The organism is Pinirhizobacter soli, from assembly GCF_015905305.1.
GTDB classification, from domain to species: Bacteria; Pseudomonadota; Gammaproteobacteria; order Xanthomonadales; family Rhodanobacteraceae; genus Pinirhizobacter; species Pinirhizobacter soli.
The window spans coordinates 265893-282098 of the sequence record NZ_JADZLQ010000001.1; the positions used below are offsets into that span (position 1 = coordinate 265893).

The following is a 16206-nucleotide window of genomic DNA, read 5'->3' on the forward strand; positions in this document are numbered from 1 at the left end:
TGCGCGATCGGATGGGCCACGCACGCACAACGACAAATGGCTCGCCGGAAAAATGGGCGAATTCCGGGCCATAAGCGCGCACAAGAAAGCTGCCGGCACTCTTATGGCTGGTCAGTTACCCAGGGCAGGATGCCGTTGCTTTATTTCATTCTGCGGAGCGAAAGGGGACGCATATCGGTCCATTGCCCGCTGATGAATTCAAGGCAAGATTCTTTCGAGCCTTGATTGCCTCCATCCGTCCACCCCGGAGGCACGGCCTTTTCCACCGGCCAGATCGAATATTGTCCGTCTTGATTGACAACCACTTTAAACATCGCTGCTGGCTGACTTGAGCTGGTGGACATGCACAGAGTGACCTGATCTGGATATCAAGGTGACGCGAAGTTGCCGAATACCCTTATGCCGTCGAGACGGCTTTTTATAGTTCGTGGAGTATGGCCCCGGTTGTCAACGAACATGATGTTTCGAACATTCGCAAGAAAATACGCATGTTCTCGAGAGGCATCTTCTCGTCGGCAATCGTCCGATTGTGTACGAATATTTCAGCACGTCGCCCGAAACCAGTGCACATTTCCGGCACATTGTTTCGTCAATTTCGAAGTAGCCGGATGGCAAACTGTCCCCGATAGCCTGAAGGAGATACATGCAGGCGCCGCACGAACACTCTTCTCATTCGCTCCTCATCCCCGAAGCCACAAAGGCTGGCGATCTGCTTGATGGAAGCATGGCTTTCCTCAAGATGCCGGCGTGCAGTTTCAAGACGCAGATCCTCGACCAGCTTGGTCGATGTGCGGCCATAATCCTCGACGAACTTGCGCGCGAAGGTGCGCGGCGTCATTTTCACGCGCGCGGCAAGACGTTCAACAGTCAGATCCTCATCCAGATGCTCGACGAGCCAGGTATGCAAGGCGGCGAGCTGGGATTGAACGCTGCGTGTATTCGTGTCCGTCTGGGCTGCGAGTGTCAGGCTGAACTGCGCCTGCCCTCCTGGGCGATGCAGGAAAACGACAAGATCCCTCGCGACTGCAAGGCTTAGGCGACGGTCATGATCGGCGGTCACCAGGGTTAGCGCCAGATCGATCCCCGCCGATATGCCTGCAGACGTCCAGATGTTGCCGTCGTTGACATAGATGGGATCCAGCTGCACGTCCACCGCAGGGAACTGCGCCAGAAGGTCACCCACGGATGCCCAATGGGTGACGGCGCGGCGTCCATCCAGTAGACGCGCAGCAGCCAGGAGAAAAGCACCCGTGCACACGCTGCAAGTGCGCCGCACGATGGTGGATGCATGTGCTATCCAATCGATCAACGCAGTATCGCGCATCGCTACGGCAACCGTGGCGCCGCCGACCACGATAATCGTATCGAGCCTATGCACATCCACGGTTGCGATGGATTCGGTGTGAATCGGCATGCCAGTGCCAGTCCTTACCAGCCCGCCCTCGGTGGACAGATACACAAACGCGTAGAGCGGGACGTTTAAATCCGACAATCGATTGGCGCTACCAAATACTTCGGCGGGTCCGGCGATATTGAGGGCCAGTGCGTCGTCGAAAAGAACAAATGCAATGATTCTTGTGGCAGGCATCGGATTGGCAGAAAACGAGGTCTGATTAGCGTTGTCCGGCGGGGACCGAGTCGTCAAGATCCAATCCAGATCGAATACGCCCGTTCAAGACGGTCCACCTATTTAGCTTTGAGAGAATGACCATGCGCCGCTTGTCAACATTTGCCACCCTCGCCACGTTGACCCTGGCATCGTCGGCATGGTGCGCTGATGCACCGTCCCTTGCTCCAGAACTTCAACCACTTGGCATTACCGCAGGTACATGGCTGTACCACGGAGAAGATCTGGCCGTGGGCGATCAGAAAGGCGGCAAATGGACATGGCTGGAAGAGTGCACATGGGCGCCCAACAAGGCATTCATGGCGTGCAGCTTTACCATGAACAACCCCGGCAAAACAGTAAAGTCACACGCCGTCAGCACATATAACTACAGCGACAAAAGCTACTGGCACTATGAAATGTTTGACTCCGATGGAAGCGGTGCCGAACCCTTCATTGCACGCATGACCGTTGAAGGAAATACGTGGATTGCCTATGGTAAGTCGGACAATAAAACTTACCGTGTCACCTATCACTACAGCACGCCGACCAAGGCAACGGTCCGTGTCGAGGTATCCAGCGACAATGCGCATTGGACGGTGGTGGCGCAGGGGGAAGGTATCAAACAAGCGTGACGCCAGAAGGCGCCGCTTCGATATCGCAAGACAGGAAGACGACCGTCACTGCCTGTCTTCGTCGCGATCGATCATCATCCATACCTTTGAGATTCTGCGCTTTAGCCATGTCGCGCCTCAATCCTGAGCGATCTCGAAATCTTTCGGCCGGTAGAATCCGTCCAGCATGGGCGTAGTAGCACTCCCATAGCAACTACTCACCATAGTGGAAAACGTCAATACGTCTTCTGTTGGTAAGCCGAGCGGCATGACCATGCCACAACTTCTGTCCGGGATGGCGAGCTCAAAGCCGCCTGGAAAGCGGGCTTGCAATTCGGGTAGAAGCAAGAGCCGTGAAGATCCCAGTCCGTCCGCGTGCATCATGCAGAGAAGAATAGTCCGGTCACCGTCTTCTTTCGCATGTGTGGCGAGCAGATTCTGTGATTGCCGACGCAGGACGGTCATCGAGTGATGGTGCAAGTCGCCATGCTCCGCTTCCAGTTCCTTGTGACGATCCTTGTTAACGTAAAGCATCGCGTCATCACTCGTGAGTTCAACCCACGTAACCGCCAGCTCTGGATGGTTCAGCAATAGGTGATTACCTGGCCATTTGCCAGAGGAAAAGTATGATCGCGGAACGATAATTGGAAATATAGGTGCGGTCATTCAGTCCCACTGCTCCCGCTCGGCTCTGTCGCTTCGAAAGCGTTCCCGAATTTTCTCCAGAGACACCGATTGACCTCGGAGCTCGCTCAGCTTGACCGAGTCATGCTTCTCCCACATGATTTCGGAGCCGTCCTCCAGTGCTTCGTAAATGGGCAAGAGACTAGTAATGCCTTCGAAGATCCATTGGACGGGCACGCCTTCCGAGCCACCCTGGTAAGGCTCGGTTTGCTGCAGCCCTACAGCCTCCACCTTTTGAAATGCCTCTTCCAGATCTTCAGCCCGAACAATCACTGTATTTTCCCAAACCAAGAAGCTGGCCTCAAGGTCGTCGTTTCCTGCCTCATTGAGCTCGATAAAGCGCAATTGATACGAGCCTACGTACCATCCTACGGGCGAGATTTCGCTGGAAAACTGCTGGTCGCTGTCATTGCCCATCCAAGCCACTCCCCTGTTCCTTGATTGTCCCCATCAGAGCTGGACGCTCCGGCAGAGGTCCAGCTCTGATGGAACGACATGCCCATCGATCATAGCTCGCTCCGCGGCGCGATCCACTCCTCGATAAATCACAGACATGTCAAATATCCGCACAAGAAGAAGTTAGGCTCGGCAACACTGCCGCCGAGCCAACCGGCCGATCAGGCGAGCTTCGTCAGATGACCAAGGCCAAGACCTTGTCGGTTCTCCTTAATTACCGGCCGCGGCAAACGGCGCAACGACGGGAAAATCAACTTCCGTGCCCATCGCTTCGTTGAGATAGTTCGTCCAGGTGTTCAGTGCCACGTGCTGGACGATTTCGACAATCTGCGCGTCTGAATAACCCGCCGCCCGCACCTTCTCCACGGCATCGGCGCCAACATGCCCACGCTCACGCGCCACCTGAGCGGCAAAGGCCACTGCGGCATCGGCCTTGTTGTCGGTGGACGTCCCACGGCGGTTCGCTTCCATTTCGGCCTCGGTAAGCTTGGCCACGTGCTTACCCAGGTAGGTATGCGCCGACAGGCAATAGGTACACGCATTGACTTCGGCGATCGCCAGCGCGATGCGCTCACGTGTAGCCGCGGGCAAAGTGCCCTTGGCCAGGGCTCCGGACATCCCGAGGTAGCCTTCAAGCGCAGCCGGGCTGGTGGCGATCAGCCGGAACAGATTCGGGACGACGCCCAGTTGCTTCTTGACCGCTTCCAGCATCGGACGGGAGGCCTCTGGGGCATCTGCGATGCTTGCGGGCGTGGGAATGCGGGACATGACGAACTCCAGGGAAATGCCGGTCTTGGCCGGCGATGGGTGAACATTAGAGCCTTCCACTTCTGTCAAATAGATGGTCAAATCAAGAACCAATCTTCCATTTTCTGGAATCATTGATGGACCGTCTGGAAGCCATGCGCGTACTGGTAGCGATCGTCGATGGCGGCAGCCTGAGCGCCGCTGCCCGTCGGCTTTCGATGCCGTTGGCCACCGTCAGCCGGAAGGTGTCGGACCTGGAAGCGGCTTTGGGTTCCCAACTCCTCGTGCGATCGCCGCGGCGGCTGGCGCTGACCGACGCCGGCAGCGCCTACGTCGACGCTTGCCGACGCATCCTGGAGGAAGTGGAAGCTGCCGAGCGCCTGGCCAGCGGCGAGTATGTCGAGCCCAAGGGCGAGTTGGTGGTCACTGCCCCCATCGTGTTTGGCCGCATGCACCTCTTGCCCGCCATCACGGCATTTCTCTCGGCCTATCCCAACATCACGGTCCAGCTGTTGCTGGGGGATCGCTGGATGAATCTGGTGGAGCAACACATTGATGTTGCGCTACGCATTGGCACGCTTCCCGACAGCTCGCTGGTAGCCCGATGCATTGGGGAAACACGTATCGTCAGCTGCGCCAGCCCACGTTACCTGGAAGTTCGCGGCCGGCCTCAAAAGCCAGGGGATCTTGTGTCCCATGACTGCGTCCTGTTTGACGGGTTGCCCGGTGGCGAGCAGTGGGGGTTTGCCCAGGGAAAACATCCAGTAGAGGTTCCCGTGCGGTCACGTTTGACGGTGACCACAGCGGAAGCGGCGATTGATGCGGCAGTAGCGGGCCTGGGGATCACGCGTGTCGTGGCTTACCAAGTGGCCTCATTGCTGCAGGAAGGAACCCTGGAAAAGGTGCTTGTGCCATTCGAGCTCCCTTCCTTCCCGATCAACCTTGTATTCCCTGCGCACGGAAAGCTGCCGGTCAAGGTGAGGGCCTTCATCGACTTCGTTCTACCCTTGCTTCAGATGGCGATTGGCCAGAATCGTCCATAGGGTCAGCTGGATGCTTCCCCACGCCGATATGCGCCCGGTGGAGCGCCCACGGCTTTCTTGAAGGCCTTGCTAAACGCCGGCTCTGATTCGTAGCCAATCATGGCAGCGATTTCGCCCAACGATTTGTCGCTCTGCCGCAACAGGCAGCCGGCCCGAAACATACGCCAGCGCGTGAGATATTCCATCGGGGATTCACCGACACGGTCCCTGAAATGCGCGGCGAAACTCGAGCGCGATTGCCCGGCCGCCGCCGCCAGCGCCTGCACTGTCCACGTCCGTGCCGGGTCACCGTGGATCGCCCGCAGCGCCGGGGCCAGTTTTCGGTCGGACAGGGCGGCCAGCCATCCGGCAGCGCCCTGCCCTTGCAGCGAGGCGACATAGGCCCTGACGGCCTGCACGAAAATGATATCGGCAAGCCGGCTGATCACGATGCCGGACCCGAGGTTTTTCTCGGCGGTTTCCATCGCGAACAGTTGCAGCGCCGCTTGCAGCAAGTGCGTGCGGTCCTGATCCATGCGCACATGCAGAACGGGCGGCAATGCTTCGATGAGGGGTTGCGCGCTTAATCGATCGAAAGCGAACCAGCCATTGATGATGGTGGTTCGGGCGCCATCTGCGCCAAATTCCACCACGCCGCCGATGTTTTCCTTGACCACATCCACGCAGTTTTGCGTTGACGAATGCATTTCATCGCGCAGGACATAGGACAGTCCGCTTGCCAGCAGGAAGCAATCGCCCGTGGCCAGGGCAATGGGCGTGGAGCCCTCTACGCTCAACCAGCCACCGCCCCGCACCACCAAGCCGAAACGCGCCTGCACGCCGGCGGCGAAACTCAAACCCCATGGGGCGCCCGCTTCCAGGCGGGCATAGACCGCGCTCTGCACGCGCATCGTGGCGAAAATCTCATCAAGCGGATCCATGGGTTATCCGATATGGACGATTGGACAATAAATGCAGAGCTTCAAGCATTAATGCTCCTACATTCTTACCTTACATTGGCGCGCTGTCCAGCCAACTATCGACACAGGAAACTCCTATGTTCCCGCACCAGAAACCCCGTATGCGCGCTTATCGCCTGAATGCGTTCGGCGGCATGGAAGGTCTCAGCCTCGGCGAACGCGACTTGCCTGGGCTTGGCCGCCACGACATCCGGGTTCGGGTGCGGGCGGCATCGTTGAACTACCGGGACGTGATGATCCTTGAAGGCCGCTACGCCTTTGCCGCGCCAGCGGGTATCACCCCACTTAGCGACGGAGCGGGCGAAGTGATCGCGGTGGGCGCCGGGGTGACGCGTTTCGCCCCGGGCGACCGCGTTGCCGGTGTCTATTTCCAGCGTTGGATCGATGGCCGCCTGACGCCTGAGCTGGCGCGCGAGCAATTCGGCTGTACTCATGAGGGCATGCTCGCTGAATATGCGGTGGCCGACGAATCATCGTGGGTAACACTGCCCCGCCATCTTTCGTTCGAAGAGGGTGCAACGTTGCCATGCGCCGCGCTCACGGCTTGGTCGGCGCTGACGGGGGGAGCTCGCCCGGTGCTGGCCGGCGAGACGGTCCTGGTGCTGGGTACTGGCGGCGTAGCGTTATTCGGCTTGCAGTTTGCCAAGCTGTTCGGCGCCCGCGTTATCGCCGTGACCTCGCGCATCGAGCGCGGCGAACAACTGCGCGCGCTTGGTGCCTATACGGTGATCGATTCGAAAGCCACGCCGGATTGGGATGTCGCCGTACGTGCAGCCACCGAAGGCCGAGGCGTCGACCACGTACTTGAATCCATCGGCCCGGATACGCTGGAACGCTCGATCAAATCCGCCGCCTTCGACGCGCAGCTGGCGCTGGTCGGCGCATTCAGCAGTCCCGGCATCACGCTGGACCCTCGCCTCTTCGGCGGGCGGTTGATTTCGATCCACCGCGTAGCCGTTGGCAGCCGGGCCGGCTTTGAGGCAATGAATCGCGCCATCACCCACCATCGCCTACAACCGGTGATCGACCGCGTATTCGATTTCGACGATGCGAAGCAGGCATATGTGTATTTTCAGGCCAGCCACCATATGGGCAAGGTCGTGATTGCGGGGGCGAGCTCATGAGCGCATTAACAGCACTCGCTGAAAGCTACGTCGCCCTCTACACAACACCGGCGCGTTGCCCTGGCAACGCTTTGGGCCGAAGACGCGATTGGACGACGCCGGGCGTATTCGACTCGACTATCAGTTCCTTGAATCGAACTGACGGGCAGTCGCTCATCGACCCACGACGACGCTCCGTAGACCTTCCCCTGTTATCTTGGCCAGGTAAACCGATGGAAACGCCCGTCGGACCACTCACAACCAGGGGACGGTCTGCCCATGAGTGTCACCAGCCCCGCCGAGCGCGACGAGCTGAACCGGTTGCTGCAGCAGGCCGGCCGCAACGACCAGAAGGCGTTTGCCGAACTCTACAAACGCACCTCTTCCAAGCTGTTCGGTGTGTGCCTGCGCATGCTGCACGACCGCGGCGAGGCGGAAGAAGTGCTGCAGGAAACCTACACCACGGTGTGGCGGCGGGCCGCCAGTTTCGACTCGGCCAAGGCCAGTGCGATCACCTGGCTGGTTACGCTTTCACGCAACAAGGCGATCGACCGGCTGCGCCAGCATCGCGAGGAATTGCTCGATGATCCCTCGAAACTGAACGAAACCGTCGATGACCAGCCCACCCCGGCGGCCGGGGCTGAAACCAGCCAGGAATACCAGCGGCTCCAGCAATGCCTGGAGGAACTGGAGCCCCAACAGCAAAGTTCGGTGCGTGAAGCCTTCTTCACCGGAGCTACGTATAACGAATTGGCGGCACGCTGCAAGGTGCCGCTGGGAACCATGAAAAGCTGGATCCGCCGCAGCCTGATGCAACTTCGCACGTGCCTGGACCCATGAATACGCCCTTCGAAGACGGCAACAACCTGCGTTACGCCGAGTACGTGCTGGGCGTGCTCGATGCCGACACGCGTGCCGAAGTGGCGCGTGAAGTGGCAGGTTCCGACGAAGCGGCTACCGCGGTTGCCCTGTGGCAGCGCCGGTTGATACCGCTGGCCGACACGATCGGCGAGGTTGCGCCGGCGCCCTATGTGTGGGCGCGAATCCAGGACGCCCTGCAACTGGAGGCGCCGGCCAGGGTCACGCCACGCAAGGGCCTGTGGGACAGCCTGGAACTGTGGCGCTGGCTTGGTATCGGCGCCACTGCGCTGGCTGCCGCCCTGCTTGTGGTGGTGTCGCTGCCTCGGCCGACGCCCGCGCCTGCGGTGGTCAATGCCGGCTACATGGCTTCGACCATCCAGCAGGACAACGGCTCGGCCGGCTGGACTGCCACGATGGACCTGGAGCACGCCCGGATGGTGGTGGTGCCGGCAACGCCGGTGTCCTTCGAGCAGGGCCGCGCGCCCGAGCTTTGGCTTATTCCCGCCGGAGGCAAACCGATCTCGGTGGGCATGATCGACCGCGACAAGCCCACCACGCTGGCGCTTGATCCGGCACTGCTGGCGCAGCTTGGCCCCACGGCCGTGCTTGCCGTGTCGGTCGAGCCGATCGGCGGCTCGCCGACCGGTCAACCCACAGGTGCCGTGATCGGCAAGGGTGCGATTGGCGCCGCGCCCAATGCCGGCGGCAGGGTGGCCCTGACCGGCCACGGCCAGGCGGATCGCACCCGGGTTTAATCCACTGCGCCCGGATGCCATGCATCCGGGCCGCCACTTGGACCGTATCTGTCTATGACACGCAGACAGGTACGTTTCCATGGCAAGTTCCAGACCCATCCCAATATCGCTGTCCGGCGAGATAGAACCGCCGGCGGTGCGCAGCTCCTGGCTGGTTCGCACCGTACGCCGCTGGTTCGATACCGGCGTGACGGTGGAGGTGGACGAGAGCCGCGAGGATCGCATCGACTGGCTGCGCGCCGCGCCATTCGTGGCGATGCACCTGGCCTGCCTGGGCGTGATCTGGGTCGGCGTGTCGCCCATCGCGCTGATCGTGGCGGGGTCGCTGTACATCGTGCGCATGTTTGCGCTGACGGCTTTCTACCACCGCTACTTTTCGCATCGCACGTTCCAGACCTCGCGCGCCGTACAGTTTGCCTTCGCACTGATCGGCGCCTCCTGCGTGCAGCGCGGGCCGCTGTGGTGGGCGGCGCATCATCGGCATCACCATCGCGTGACCGACACGACGGCCGATCCGCATTCGCCGCACGTGCATGGCTTCCTGTGGAGCCATATCGGCTGGTTCCTGACACCGCGTAATTTCCGCACCGACCTGTCGCGTGTGCCGGACCTGGCGAAATACCCGGAGCTGCGCTGGCTCGATCGCTACGACATCGCCATTCCGGTGGTGCTGGCCGTCGTGCTGTATGCGCTGGGCGTGCTGCTACATCACGTTGCGCCGTCGCTCGGCACCAGCGGCGGCCAGATGCTGACCTGGGGGTTCTTCGTCTCCACCATCGTGCTCTTCCATGCCACCGTGACGATCAACTCGCTGGCGCACCGCTTCGGCAAGCGTCGCTTCGATACGAAAGACGATAGTCGCAATAATGTGTGGCTGGCGTTGCTCACGTTTGGCGAAGGCTGGCATAACAACCATCACTTCTTCCCCGGTTCCAGCCGGCAGGGTTTCCACTGGTGGGAAGTGGACCTCACCTGGTACGGATTGAAACTGATGTCGGCGCTTGGCCTGGTGCGCGGGTTGAAGCCGGTACCCGCCTGGGTGCTGACCCGGGCGCGGAGCTGAGCCATGCGCATCGCCGTCGTCGGATCGGGTATTGCGGGGTTGGCATCGGCGTGGCTCCTGTCGCGCCAGTACGAGGTCACACTGTTCGAGGCCGGCAGTTACTTCGGCGGTCACACGCATACCCATGACGTGGAGCAACAAGGTCGCCGCTATCGCATCGACAGTGGCTTCATCGTCCACAACCCCAGTCACTACCCCCTGCTCACCCGGATGTTCGAGCAGCTGGGCGTGGCGTCGCAGCCCACCATGATGAGTTTTTCGGTGCACAGCGAGGCTAGCGGGCTGGAGTACAACGCGACCACGCTCGATACGTTGTTCTGCCAGCGGCGCAACCTGTTCTCGCCAAGGTTCATCGGCATGGTGCGCGACTTGATGCGGTTCTATCGGGAGGCACCTGCCCTGCTCGATTTTCCGGGGGAAGGTCCCACGCTAGGTGACTATCTTCTTGAACACGGCTACGGCGCCGCCTTCCGCGACGAGCACCTGGTGCCGATGGCATCGGCACTGTGGTCGTCGCCGGCCGCACATATCCTTGGCTTTCCGGCACGGTATCTGGTGCAATTCATGGCCAATCACCAGATGCTGCAGATCAGCGAGCGCCCGCAGTGGCGCGTGGTGGGCGGCGGCTCATCCACCTACGTACAGGCGCTGCGCGAGCGCTGGTCGGTGTGCGAGCGCCTGCAGTGTGCGGTGCGCTCGATTCGCCGCCACGCCGCGGGGGTGGAGATCACCAGCCCGGCCGGCATCGAGCATTTCGATCACGTAGTGCTCGCCTGCCACAGCGACCAGGCACTCGCCTTGCTCGATGATGCCGACGACCGCGAGAAGTCCATTCTCGGCGCCATGTCGTACCAGGCCAACGATACCGTCTTGCATACCGACGCCAGCGTGCTGCCAAAGCGACGCAAGGCGTGGGCTGCGTGGAACGCGTGGCTGCCACGCGACCCTGATGAGGCGTGCACGGTGAGCTACTGCATGAACCTTCTGCAGGGTATCGAGTCATCCGAACCCTTCGTGGTCACGCTCAATCGAAGCGCAGCGATCGACCCCGCCAAGGTTCTGGCGCGCATGCAATACCACCACCCGGTCTACAGTCACTCGTCGGTATCGGCACAGACGCGCAAAGCCGAGATCCAGGGCAAGCGCCACACCTGGTTTGCCGGCGCGTACTGGGGCTGGGGTTTCCATGAGGATGGCATGCGCAGCGCCGTCGAGGTCGCGACGGCGCTCGGCGTTTGCTGGCCGCTGGGTGCGGCACCTGCCCCAGTGTTCGAGTCAACCGTCGAGGGGATCGCTGCGTGAAGGCCGAAGCGACCGCACCCCTGGCGAGCGCGGTGTACGAAGGCGTGGTACGCCATCGTCGACTAGCACCGCACCCACATGCCTTCGACTACCCGATGGCCCAGCTCTACCTGGACCTGGACGAAGTCGACCGCGTGTTCAAGCATCGTTGGCTGTGGTCGAAGGATCACGGCAACATCGCGCAGTTCCGCCGCAAGGATTATCTCGGCCCACTCGAACTGCCGCTGGCCGAGGCCGTGCGTCAGCGCGTCGAAGAAGCTACGGGCCATCGCCCGGTCGGCCCAATCCGCCTGTTGACCCACCTGCGCTACTTCGGACTGGTCTTCAATCCGGTCAGCTTCTACTACTGCTATGCCGAGGACGGGGTGACCCTGGTCTGCATCGTGGCGGAGATCACCAATACGCCGTGGAAGGAACGCCACGCCTATGTGCTGCCGATCGAGACCGCGCAGGCCCAAGGATCGGCATTGCATTGGACCTTCCCCAAGACCTTCCACGTGTCGCCTTTCATGCCGATGGCGCGCCAGTACGACTGGAGCTTCACCACGCCTGGCGACCAGTTGCGCGTCCATATGGATGTACTGCGCGAGGGTGAGCGCGAGTTCGATGCCACGTTAGTCCTGCAACGCAAACCCCTGACCGGCGCTTCCCTCGCTCGCGTGCTTTGGCGCTATCCGCTGATGACCGCGCAAGTGGTCGGAGCCATCCACTGGCAGGCACTGCGGCTGTGGCTCAAGCGCAATCCTGTCCACGATCACCCCGCCGTTTCCTGACTACCATCGAGGTTTCCATGAACGACATCGCCAAGACGGCCGATTACGAAACCACGAGCACGGGCAGCTTAGATCGCTTCCTGCGCCGGCAGTTGCTCGGGCAAATGAGCCAGTTGCGGCACGGTGGATTACTGCTGACTGACGACGGCGAGCAACTTCAGTTCGGTGATGCCACTGCCGACCTGCAGGTTCGCATGGACATCCGCGACCCCGCCTTCTACAGAGCTGTCGCCACCAACGGCAGCGTGGGCGCCGGCGAAGCCTTCATGGACGGCTTGTGGCGCTGCGACAACCTGGTCGGCCTGGTGCAACTGCTGGTTCGCAACCGCGACATGCTCGACGGCATGGAAAGCGGCCTGGCTCGCCTCGGTGGTATGGCGATGCGCGCCTGGCATGCATTACGCCGCAACACGCGGGACGGCAGCCGCCGCAACATCGCCGCGCACTACGACCTGGGCAACGATTTCTTCAGCCTGTTCCTGTCGCCGGACCTGATGTACTCATCGGCGATCTGGACGGACGAATCCGACACGCTCGATGTCGCCTCCACACGCAAGCTCGAACGCATCTGCCAGAAGCTCGATCTCAAACCCACCGATCGGGTGATCGAGATCGGCACTGGATGGGGAGGTTTCGCGCTGTACGCCGCACAACACTACGGCTGCCATGTCACCACCACCACGATCTCGGGTGAGCAGCATGCGCTGGCCAGCGAACGCGTGGCAGCGGCGGGTGTTGGCGACCGTGTCAGCCTGTTGCTCAAGGACTACCGAGACCTTGAAGGCCAGTATGACAAGCTAGTTTCGATCGAGATGGTCGAGGCGATCGGTGCGCCGTACCTGGATGTTTATTTCGAGAAGCTCGGTAGCCTGCTGCAGCCCGGCGGCCTGGCGCTGCTGCAGGCGATCACCATCGAGGATCACCGTTACGCGCAGGCCCTGGCGTCGGTGGACTTCATCAAGCGCCATGTGTTTCCCGGCAGCTTCATCCCGTCGATCAACGCACTCCTGGCAGCAAAGACCCGCAGCAGCGACCTGGCATTGACCCAGATGGAAGACTTCGGCCACTCCTATGCGCTGACCCTGAAGGCTTGGCGCGAACGCTTCATGGCGCACCTGCCGCAGGTGCGCGCGCAGGGTTTCGACGAACGCTTCATCCGTATGTGGGAGTTCTACCTGGCGTATTGCGAAGGGGGCTTCCGCGAGCGCTCGATCGGCGTAGCACACCTGCTGCTGGCCAAGCCGGGTAGCCGCAAGGTGGTGCCTGCATGAAATTCTGGGCCAGTCTCATCGGCTATCAGCTGGTCTGGTTTGCCGCCGTGATTGGCGCCGGGCATGGACTGGCGTGGCCGGGGATCGTCGGCATGCTGCTCTATGCAGCGTGTCAGCTGGTGGCTGCGCGTCACTACAAGGCCGACCTGTCGCTGATGGCGACGGCGATCGTACTGGGGCTGGTGGTGGATGGCGGGTTGATCCGTTCAGGGCTGGCCATCTATGCCGCACCGTGGCCATCTGCCATGTGGGTTCCGGCATGGATCCTGGCACTGTGGGCCACCTTCGCGTTGACCCTCACGCAATCACTGCGCTGGCTGCAGACACGTCTATGGGTGGCCGCCATGCTCGGCGCTATCGGCGGACCACTGGCGTATCTAGGGGCATCGCGCGGTTGGCAGGTGGTGAGCTTTGCCGATCCCGCGTGGCGCGGCTTGTTATGGCTTGGCTTCGGCTGGGCTCTGGTGACACCGACGCTGGCGTGGCTGGCCAGGCGCTGGTCGATCGACAGGGCGCCGCAGCCGATTTCCCTGCAGGGGGATACGCCATGAACCCCTGGATTGAGCTTGCCGTGCTGTGGCTGCTTGTGGCCTTGATGATGACCCTGGGCTGGCTGTGGCAACGCTCGCACGCCAACGCCGGCATTGTCGATGCACTTTGGGCCGGTGGCCTGGGTGGTAGCGCGGTGCTGTTTGCCCTGCTCGGCGACGGCAGTTTGTTGCTAAGGGTGATCCTGGCCGTACTTGGCGGCCTGTGGGGAGCGCGACTTGCCGTGCATCTGTGGACACGGGTTCGTGGCGAGCCGGAGGATGGCCGCTACCAGAGCCTGCGTGCGCACTGGCATGGCAGCCAGCTGAAGTTCTTCGCGTTCTTCCAGTTCCAGGCCTTGCTGATCGTATTGTTTGCGCTGCCGTTCCTGGCGGTGGCACGCAACCCACGCGGGTTCGGTCCATGGCTGCTGGCGGGCGTGGCGATCTGGCTGGTCAGCGTGATCGGTGAATCGATCGCCGACCGGCAGCTGGCCCGTTTCCGGGCCGATCCGGCAAACCGCGGCCGCACGTGCCGGGACGGCCTGTGGCGCTATTCGCGTCACCCCAACTATTTCTTCGAATGGGTCCACTGGTTTGCTTACATCTGCATCGCGATCGGCTCCCCTATCGCGTGGCTGGCCTGGGCCGGGCCGCTGGTGATGTACGTCTTCCTGCGCTGGATCAGCGGCATCCCGTATACCGAGGCGCAGGCGCTGCGCAGCCGTGGAGACGACTACCGCGCCTATCAACGAAGCACATCCATGCTTATTCCCTGGTTTCCGAAAAGGAGCTCGCCATGAACATCGCCGCTACGGCTTTCGACGAACGGCCGCAGGAGCACCCCGCCACCGGCCTGCTGGGCCTGGCCGAGCGAGGCCATCTGCCCGATGCGTTGTTGCGGCAAGGCATTCGCCGCCTGTGCGCGCAGCGTCTGCGCGACGAGGCGGCCGGCGGCCTGGATCAGCAGGCGGCGCGCTATGCCGACCGCATCGAGATGCTGCGGCGTAGCCCCGTGGCGATCCACACCGATGCTGCCAACGCGCAGCACTATGAGCTGCCGCCGGCGTTCTTCGAGCTGTGCCTGGGCAAGCGCTTGAAGTACTCCGGTTGCTACTATCCCCGCGGCGATGAATCACTTGATCAGGCCGAAGAGGCCATGCTGGCCTTGTATGGCGAACGCGCGGAACTTGCCAATGGGCAGAAGATCCTTGAACTTGGCTGTGGCTGGGGATCGCTTACGCTGTGGATGGCCGAACGGTATCCCGGTGCGAAGATCGTCGCCGTTTCCAACTCCAACCAGCAACGCCAGCATATTGAAGCGCAATGCCGCCGGCGTGGCCTGTCCAACGTGTGCGTAATCACCCAGGACGTCAACCAGCTTGAGATGGATGCTGCGCAGTTCGATCGCTGCGTCTCGATCGAGATGTTCGAGCACATGCGCAACTACGATATCCTGATGGGCCGTATCGCCACCTGGCTGCGGCCGGGCGGCAAGTTGTTCGTGCACATCTTCGCCCACAAAACCTTGATGTATCCGTTCGAGACTACCGGTGAAGACAACTGGATGGGCCGGCATTTCTTCACCGGCGGCCTGATGCCTGCGTCGGACACCCTGCTGTGGTTCCAGCGCGGGCTGAAGATCGAGCAGCGCTGGCAAGTCGACGGCACGCATTACCAGCGCAGCGCCAATCACTGGCTGGCCAACCAGGACAAGCACAAAGATCAGGTGATGGCAGCGCTCACCGAGGCCTACGGCAACAAAGCCGCACCACTATGGTTCCAGCGCTGGCGCATGTTCTGGATGTCCTGCGCGGAACTCTTCGGGTACGCCGACGGCCAGGAATGGCTGGTTGCGCACTACCGGTTCGTGCGGCCCGAGGGAGCTATCGCATGCACTCGCTAAAGAAATTACTGATGACTTGCGGCCTGATCATCGTCAGTGCTTGCGTCCACGCCGGCAGCCTGCCGCCGATCAAGCCGGTCGCGCATGTGGACCTGCCGCGCTTCATGGGCGCCTGGTATGTGATCGCCACCATCCCTACCCGCTTCGAGAAGAATGCCTATAACGCGGTAGAAACCTACACGATGCAGCCGGACGGCAACATCTACACCGCGTTCCGCTTCAACAATGGTTCGTTCAACAGCCCCGTGAAGGCTATCCATTCCACGGCCTTCGTAAAAACGGGCAGCGGCAATGCCGTGTGGGGCGTGCAAGTCTTCTGGCCCGTCAAGGCACAGTACGTCGTGGCCTACCTTAAGGAAGACTACAGCCAGGTCATCGTCGCCCGCGACGCCCGTGATTACACCTGGATCATGGCGCGCACGCCGACGATTTCCCAGGCCGACTACGACGCACTGATGGAGCGTGTGAAACAGCTGGGTTACTCGCTCAAGGACGTACGCAAGGTTCCGCAGCAGGGGCCGGAAACGTAAGCGGGC

The 16206-nt window shown here is 61.4% G+C and carries 19 protein-coding genes; 13 read left to right on the forward strand and 6 right to left on the reverse strand.

The annotated features are described in order from the left end of the window. Positions 1-140 precede the first annotated feature (140 nt). Both NDK18_RS00790 and NDK18_RS00795 read right to left on the reverse strand, forming a co-directional pair. Complete coding sequence (locus tag NDK18_RS00790) at positions 141-344, reverse strand: MbtH family protein (RefSeq protein WP_284691316.1); 204 nt, start codon at positions 342-344, stop codon at positions 141-143. A gap of 245 nt (positions 345-589) precedes the next feature. Further along, positions 590-1645: a GlxA family transcriptional regulator gene (locus tag NDK18_RS00795; protein ID WP_250626802.1), complete on the reverse strand. Its 1056-nt coding sequence runs from the start codon at positions 1643-1645 to the stop codon at positions 590-592. 65 nt (positions 1646-1710) lie between these two features. Here NDK18_RS00795 and NDK18_RS00800 point away from each other — a divergent pair, with 65 nt between their 5' ends. Beyond that, complete coding sequence (locus tag NDK18_RS00800) at positions 1711-2241, forward strand: hypothetical protein (protein ID WP_250626803.1); 531 nt, start codon at positions 1711-1713, stop codon at positions 2239-2241. A 117-nt stretch (positions 2242-2358) separates the two neighbouring features. Here the strand turns inward: NDK18_RS00800 and NDK18_RS00805 are convergent, their stop codons facing one another. The 3 genes from NDK18_RS00805 to NDK18_RS00815 form a co-directional block, all read right to left on the reverse strand. Further along, positions 2359-2754 (reverse strand): hypothetical protein, encoded by a 396-nt coding sequence (locus tag NDK18_RS00805; protein ID WP_250626804.1) that lies wholly within the window; start codon positions 2752-2754, stop codon positions 2359-2361. Positions 2755-2886: 132 nt separating this feature from the next. Continuing rightward, a complete protein-coding gene (locus NDK18_RS00810) occupies positions 2887-3321 on the reverse strand; it encodes a DUF4288 domain-containing protein (RefSeq protein ID WP_250626805.1) in 435 nt (144 codons plus the stop codon). Positions 3322-3570: 249 nt separating this feature from the next. Beyond that, positions 3571-4242 carry a carboxymuconolactone decarboxylase family protein gene (locus NDK18_RS00815; RefSeq protein ID WP_250626806.1) on the reverse strand — a complete coding sequence of 224 codons (672 nt, stop codon included), beginning with the start codon at positions 4240-4242 and terminating at the stop codon, positions 3571-3573. A 2-nt stretch (positions 4243-4244) separates the two neighbouring features. Between NDK18_RS00815 and NDK18_RS00820 the strand changes: the two genes are divergently transcribed. Continuing rightward, positions 4245-5150 carry a LysR family transcriptional regulator gene (locus tag NDK18_RS00820; RefSeq protein ID WP_250626807.1) on the forward strand — a complete coding sequence of 302 codons (906 nt, stop codon included), beginning with the start codon at positions 4245-4247 and terminating at the stop codon, positions 5148-5150. 2 nt (positions 5151-5152) lie between these two features. On the opposite strand, the gene NDK18_RS00825 is transcribed toward NDK18_RS00820, so the two are convergent. Then, a complete protein-coding gene (locus NDK18_RS00825) occupies positions 5153-6070 on the reverse strand; it encodes an AraC family transcriptional regulator (protein WP_250626808.1) in 918 nt (305 codons plus the stop codon). Positions 6071-6210: 140 nt separating this feature from the next. Here NDK18_RS00825 and NDK18_RS00830 point away from each other — a divergent pair, with 140 nt between their 5' ends. The 11 genes from NDK18_RS00830 (at position 6211) to NDK18_RS00880 (ending at position 16200) form a co-directional block, all read left to right on the forward strand. After that, a complete protein-coding gene (locus NDK18_RS00830; protein ID WP_250626809.1) occupies positions 6211-7233 on the forward strand; it encodes a zinc-dependent alcohol dehydrogenase family protein in 1023 nt (340 codons plus the stop codon). 258 nt (positions 7234-7491) lie between these two features. Further along, positions 7492-8052, forward strand: coding sequence for a sigma-70 family RNA polymerase sigma factor (locus tag NDK18_RS00835; RefSeq protein WP_250622960.1), 561 nt, complete (start codon positions 7492-7494; stop codon positions 8050-8052). Next, complete coding sequence (locus NDK18_RS00840) at positions 8049-8828, forward strand: anti-sigma factor (protein ID WP_250622959.1); 780 nt, start codon at positions 8049-8051, stop codon at positions 8826-8828. Before NDK18_RS00835 ends, NDK18_RS00840 begins: the two co-directional genes overlap by 4 nt. A gap of 79 nt (positions 8829-8907) precedes the next feature. After that, positions 8908-9891, forward strand: coding sequence for an acyl-CoA desaturase (locus NDK18_RS00845; protein WP_425600622.1), 984 nt, complete (start codon positions 8908-8910; stop codon positions 9889-9891). Between the two features lie 3 nt (positions 9892-9894). Further along, positions 9895-11193: an NAD(P)/FAD-dependent oxidoreductase gene (locus tag NDK18_RS00850; RefSeq protein WP_250626810.1), complete on the forward strand. Its 1299-nt coding sequence runs from the start codon at positions 9895-9897 to the stop codon at positions 11191-11193. Then, a complete protein-coding gene (locus NDK18_RS00855; protein ID WP_250626811.1) occupies positions 11190-11966 on the forward strand; it encodes a DUF1365 domain-containing protein in 777 nt (258 codons plus the stop codon). Before NDK18_RS00850 ends, NDK18_RS00855 begins: the two co-directional genes overlap by 4 nt. 17 nt (positions 11967-11983) lie before the next feature. Next, on the forward strand, positions 11984-13237 hold the full coding sequence (locus tag NDK18_RS00860; protein ID WP_250622956.1) for an SAM-dependent methyltransferase: 1254 nt from the start codon (positions 11984-11986) through the stop codon (positions 13235-13237). Then, entirely contained in the window at positions 13234-13788 is a 555-nt protein-coding gene (locus NDK18_RS00865; RefSeq protein ID WP_250626812.1) for a DUF2878 domain-containing protein, read from the forward strand. Before NDK18_RS00860 ends, NDK18_RS00865 begins: the two co-directional genes overlap by 4 nt. After that, on the forward strand, positions 13785-14567 hold the full coding sequence (locus tag NDK18_RS00870; protein WP_250626813.1) for a DUF1295 domain-containing protein: 783 nt from the start codon (positions 13785-13787) through the stop codon (positions 14565-14567). Before NDK18_RS00865 ends, NDK18_RS00870 begins: the two co-directional genes overlap by 4 nt. Then, entirely contained in the window at positions 14564-15670 is a 1107-nt protein-coding gene (locus NDK18_RS00875; RefSeq protein WP_250626814.1) for an SAM-dependent methyltransferase, read from the forward strand. Before NDK18_RS00870 ends, NDK18_RS00875 begins: the two co-directional genes overlap by 4 nt. Next, entirely contained in the window at positions 15658-16200 is a 543-nt protein-coding gene (locus NDK18_RS00880) for a lipocalin family protein (RefSeq protein ID WP_250626815.1), read from the forward strand. The genes NDK18_RS00875 and NDK18_RS00880 overlap by 13 nt, the downstream gene beginning before the upstream one ends. The last annotated feature ends 6 nt before the right edge of the window (positions 16201-16206 follow it).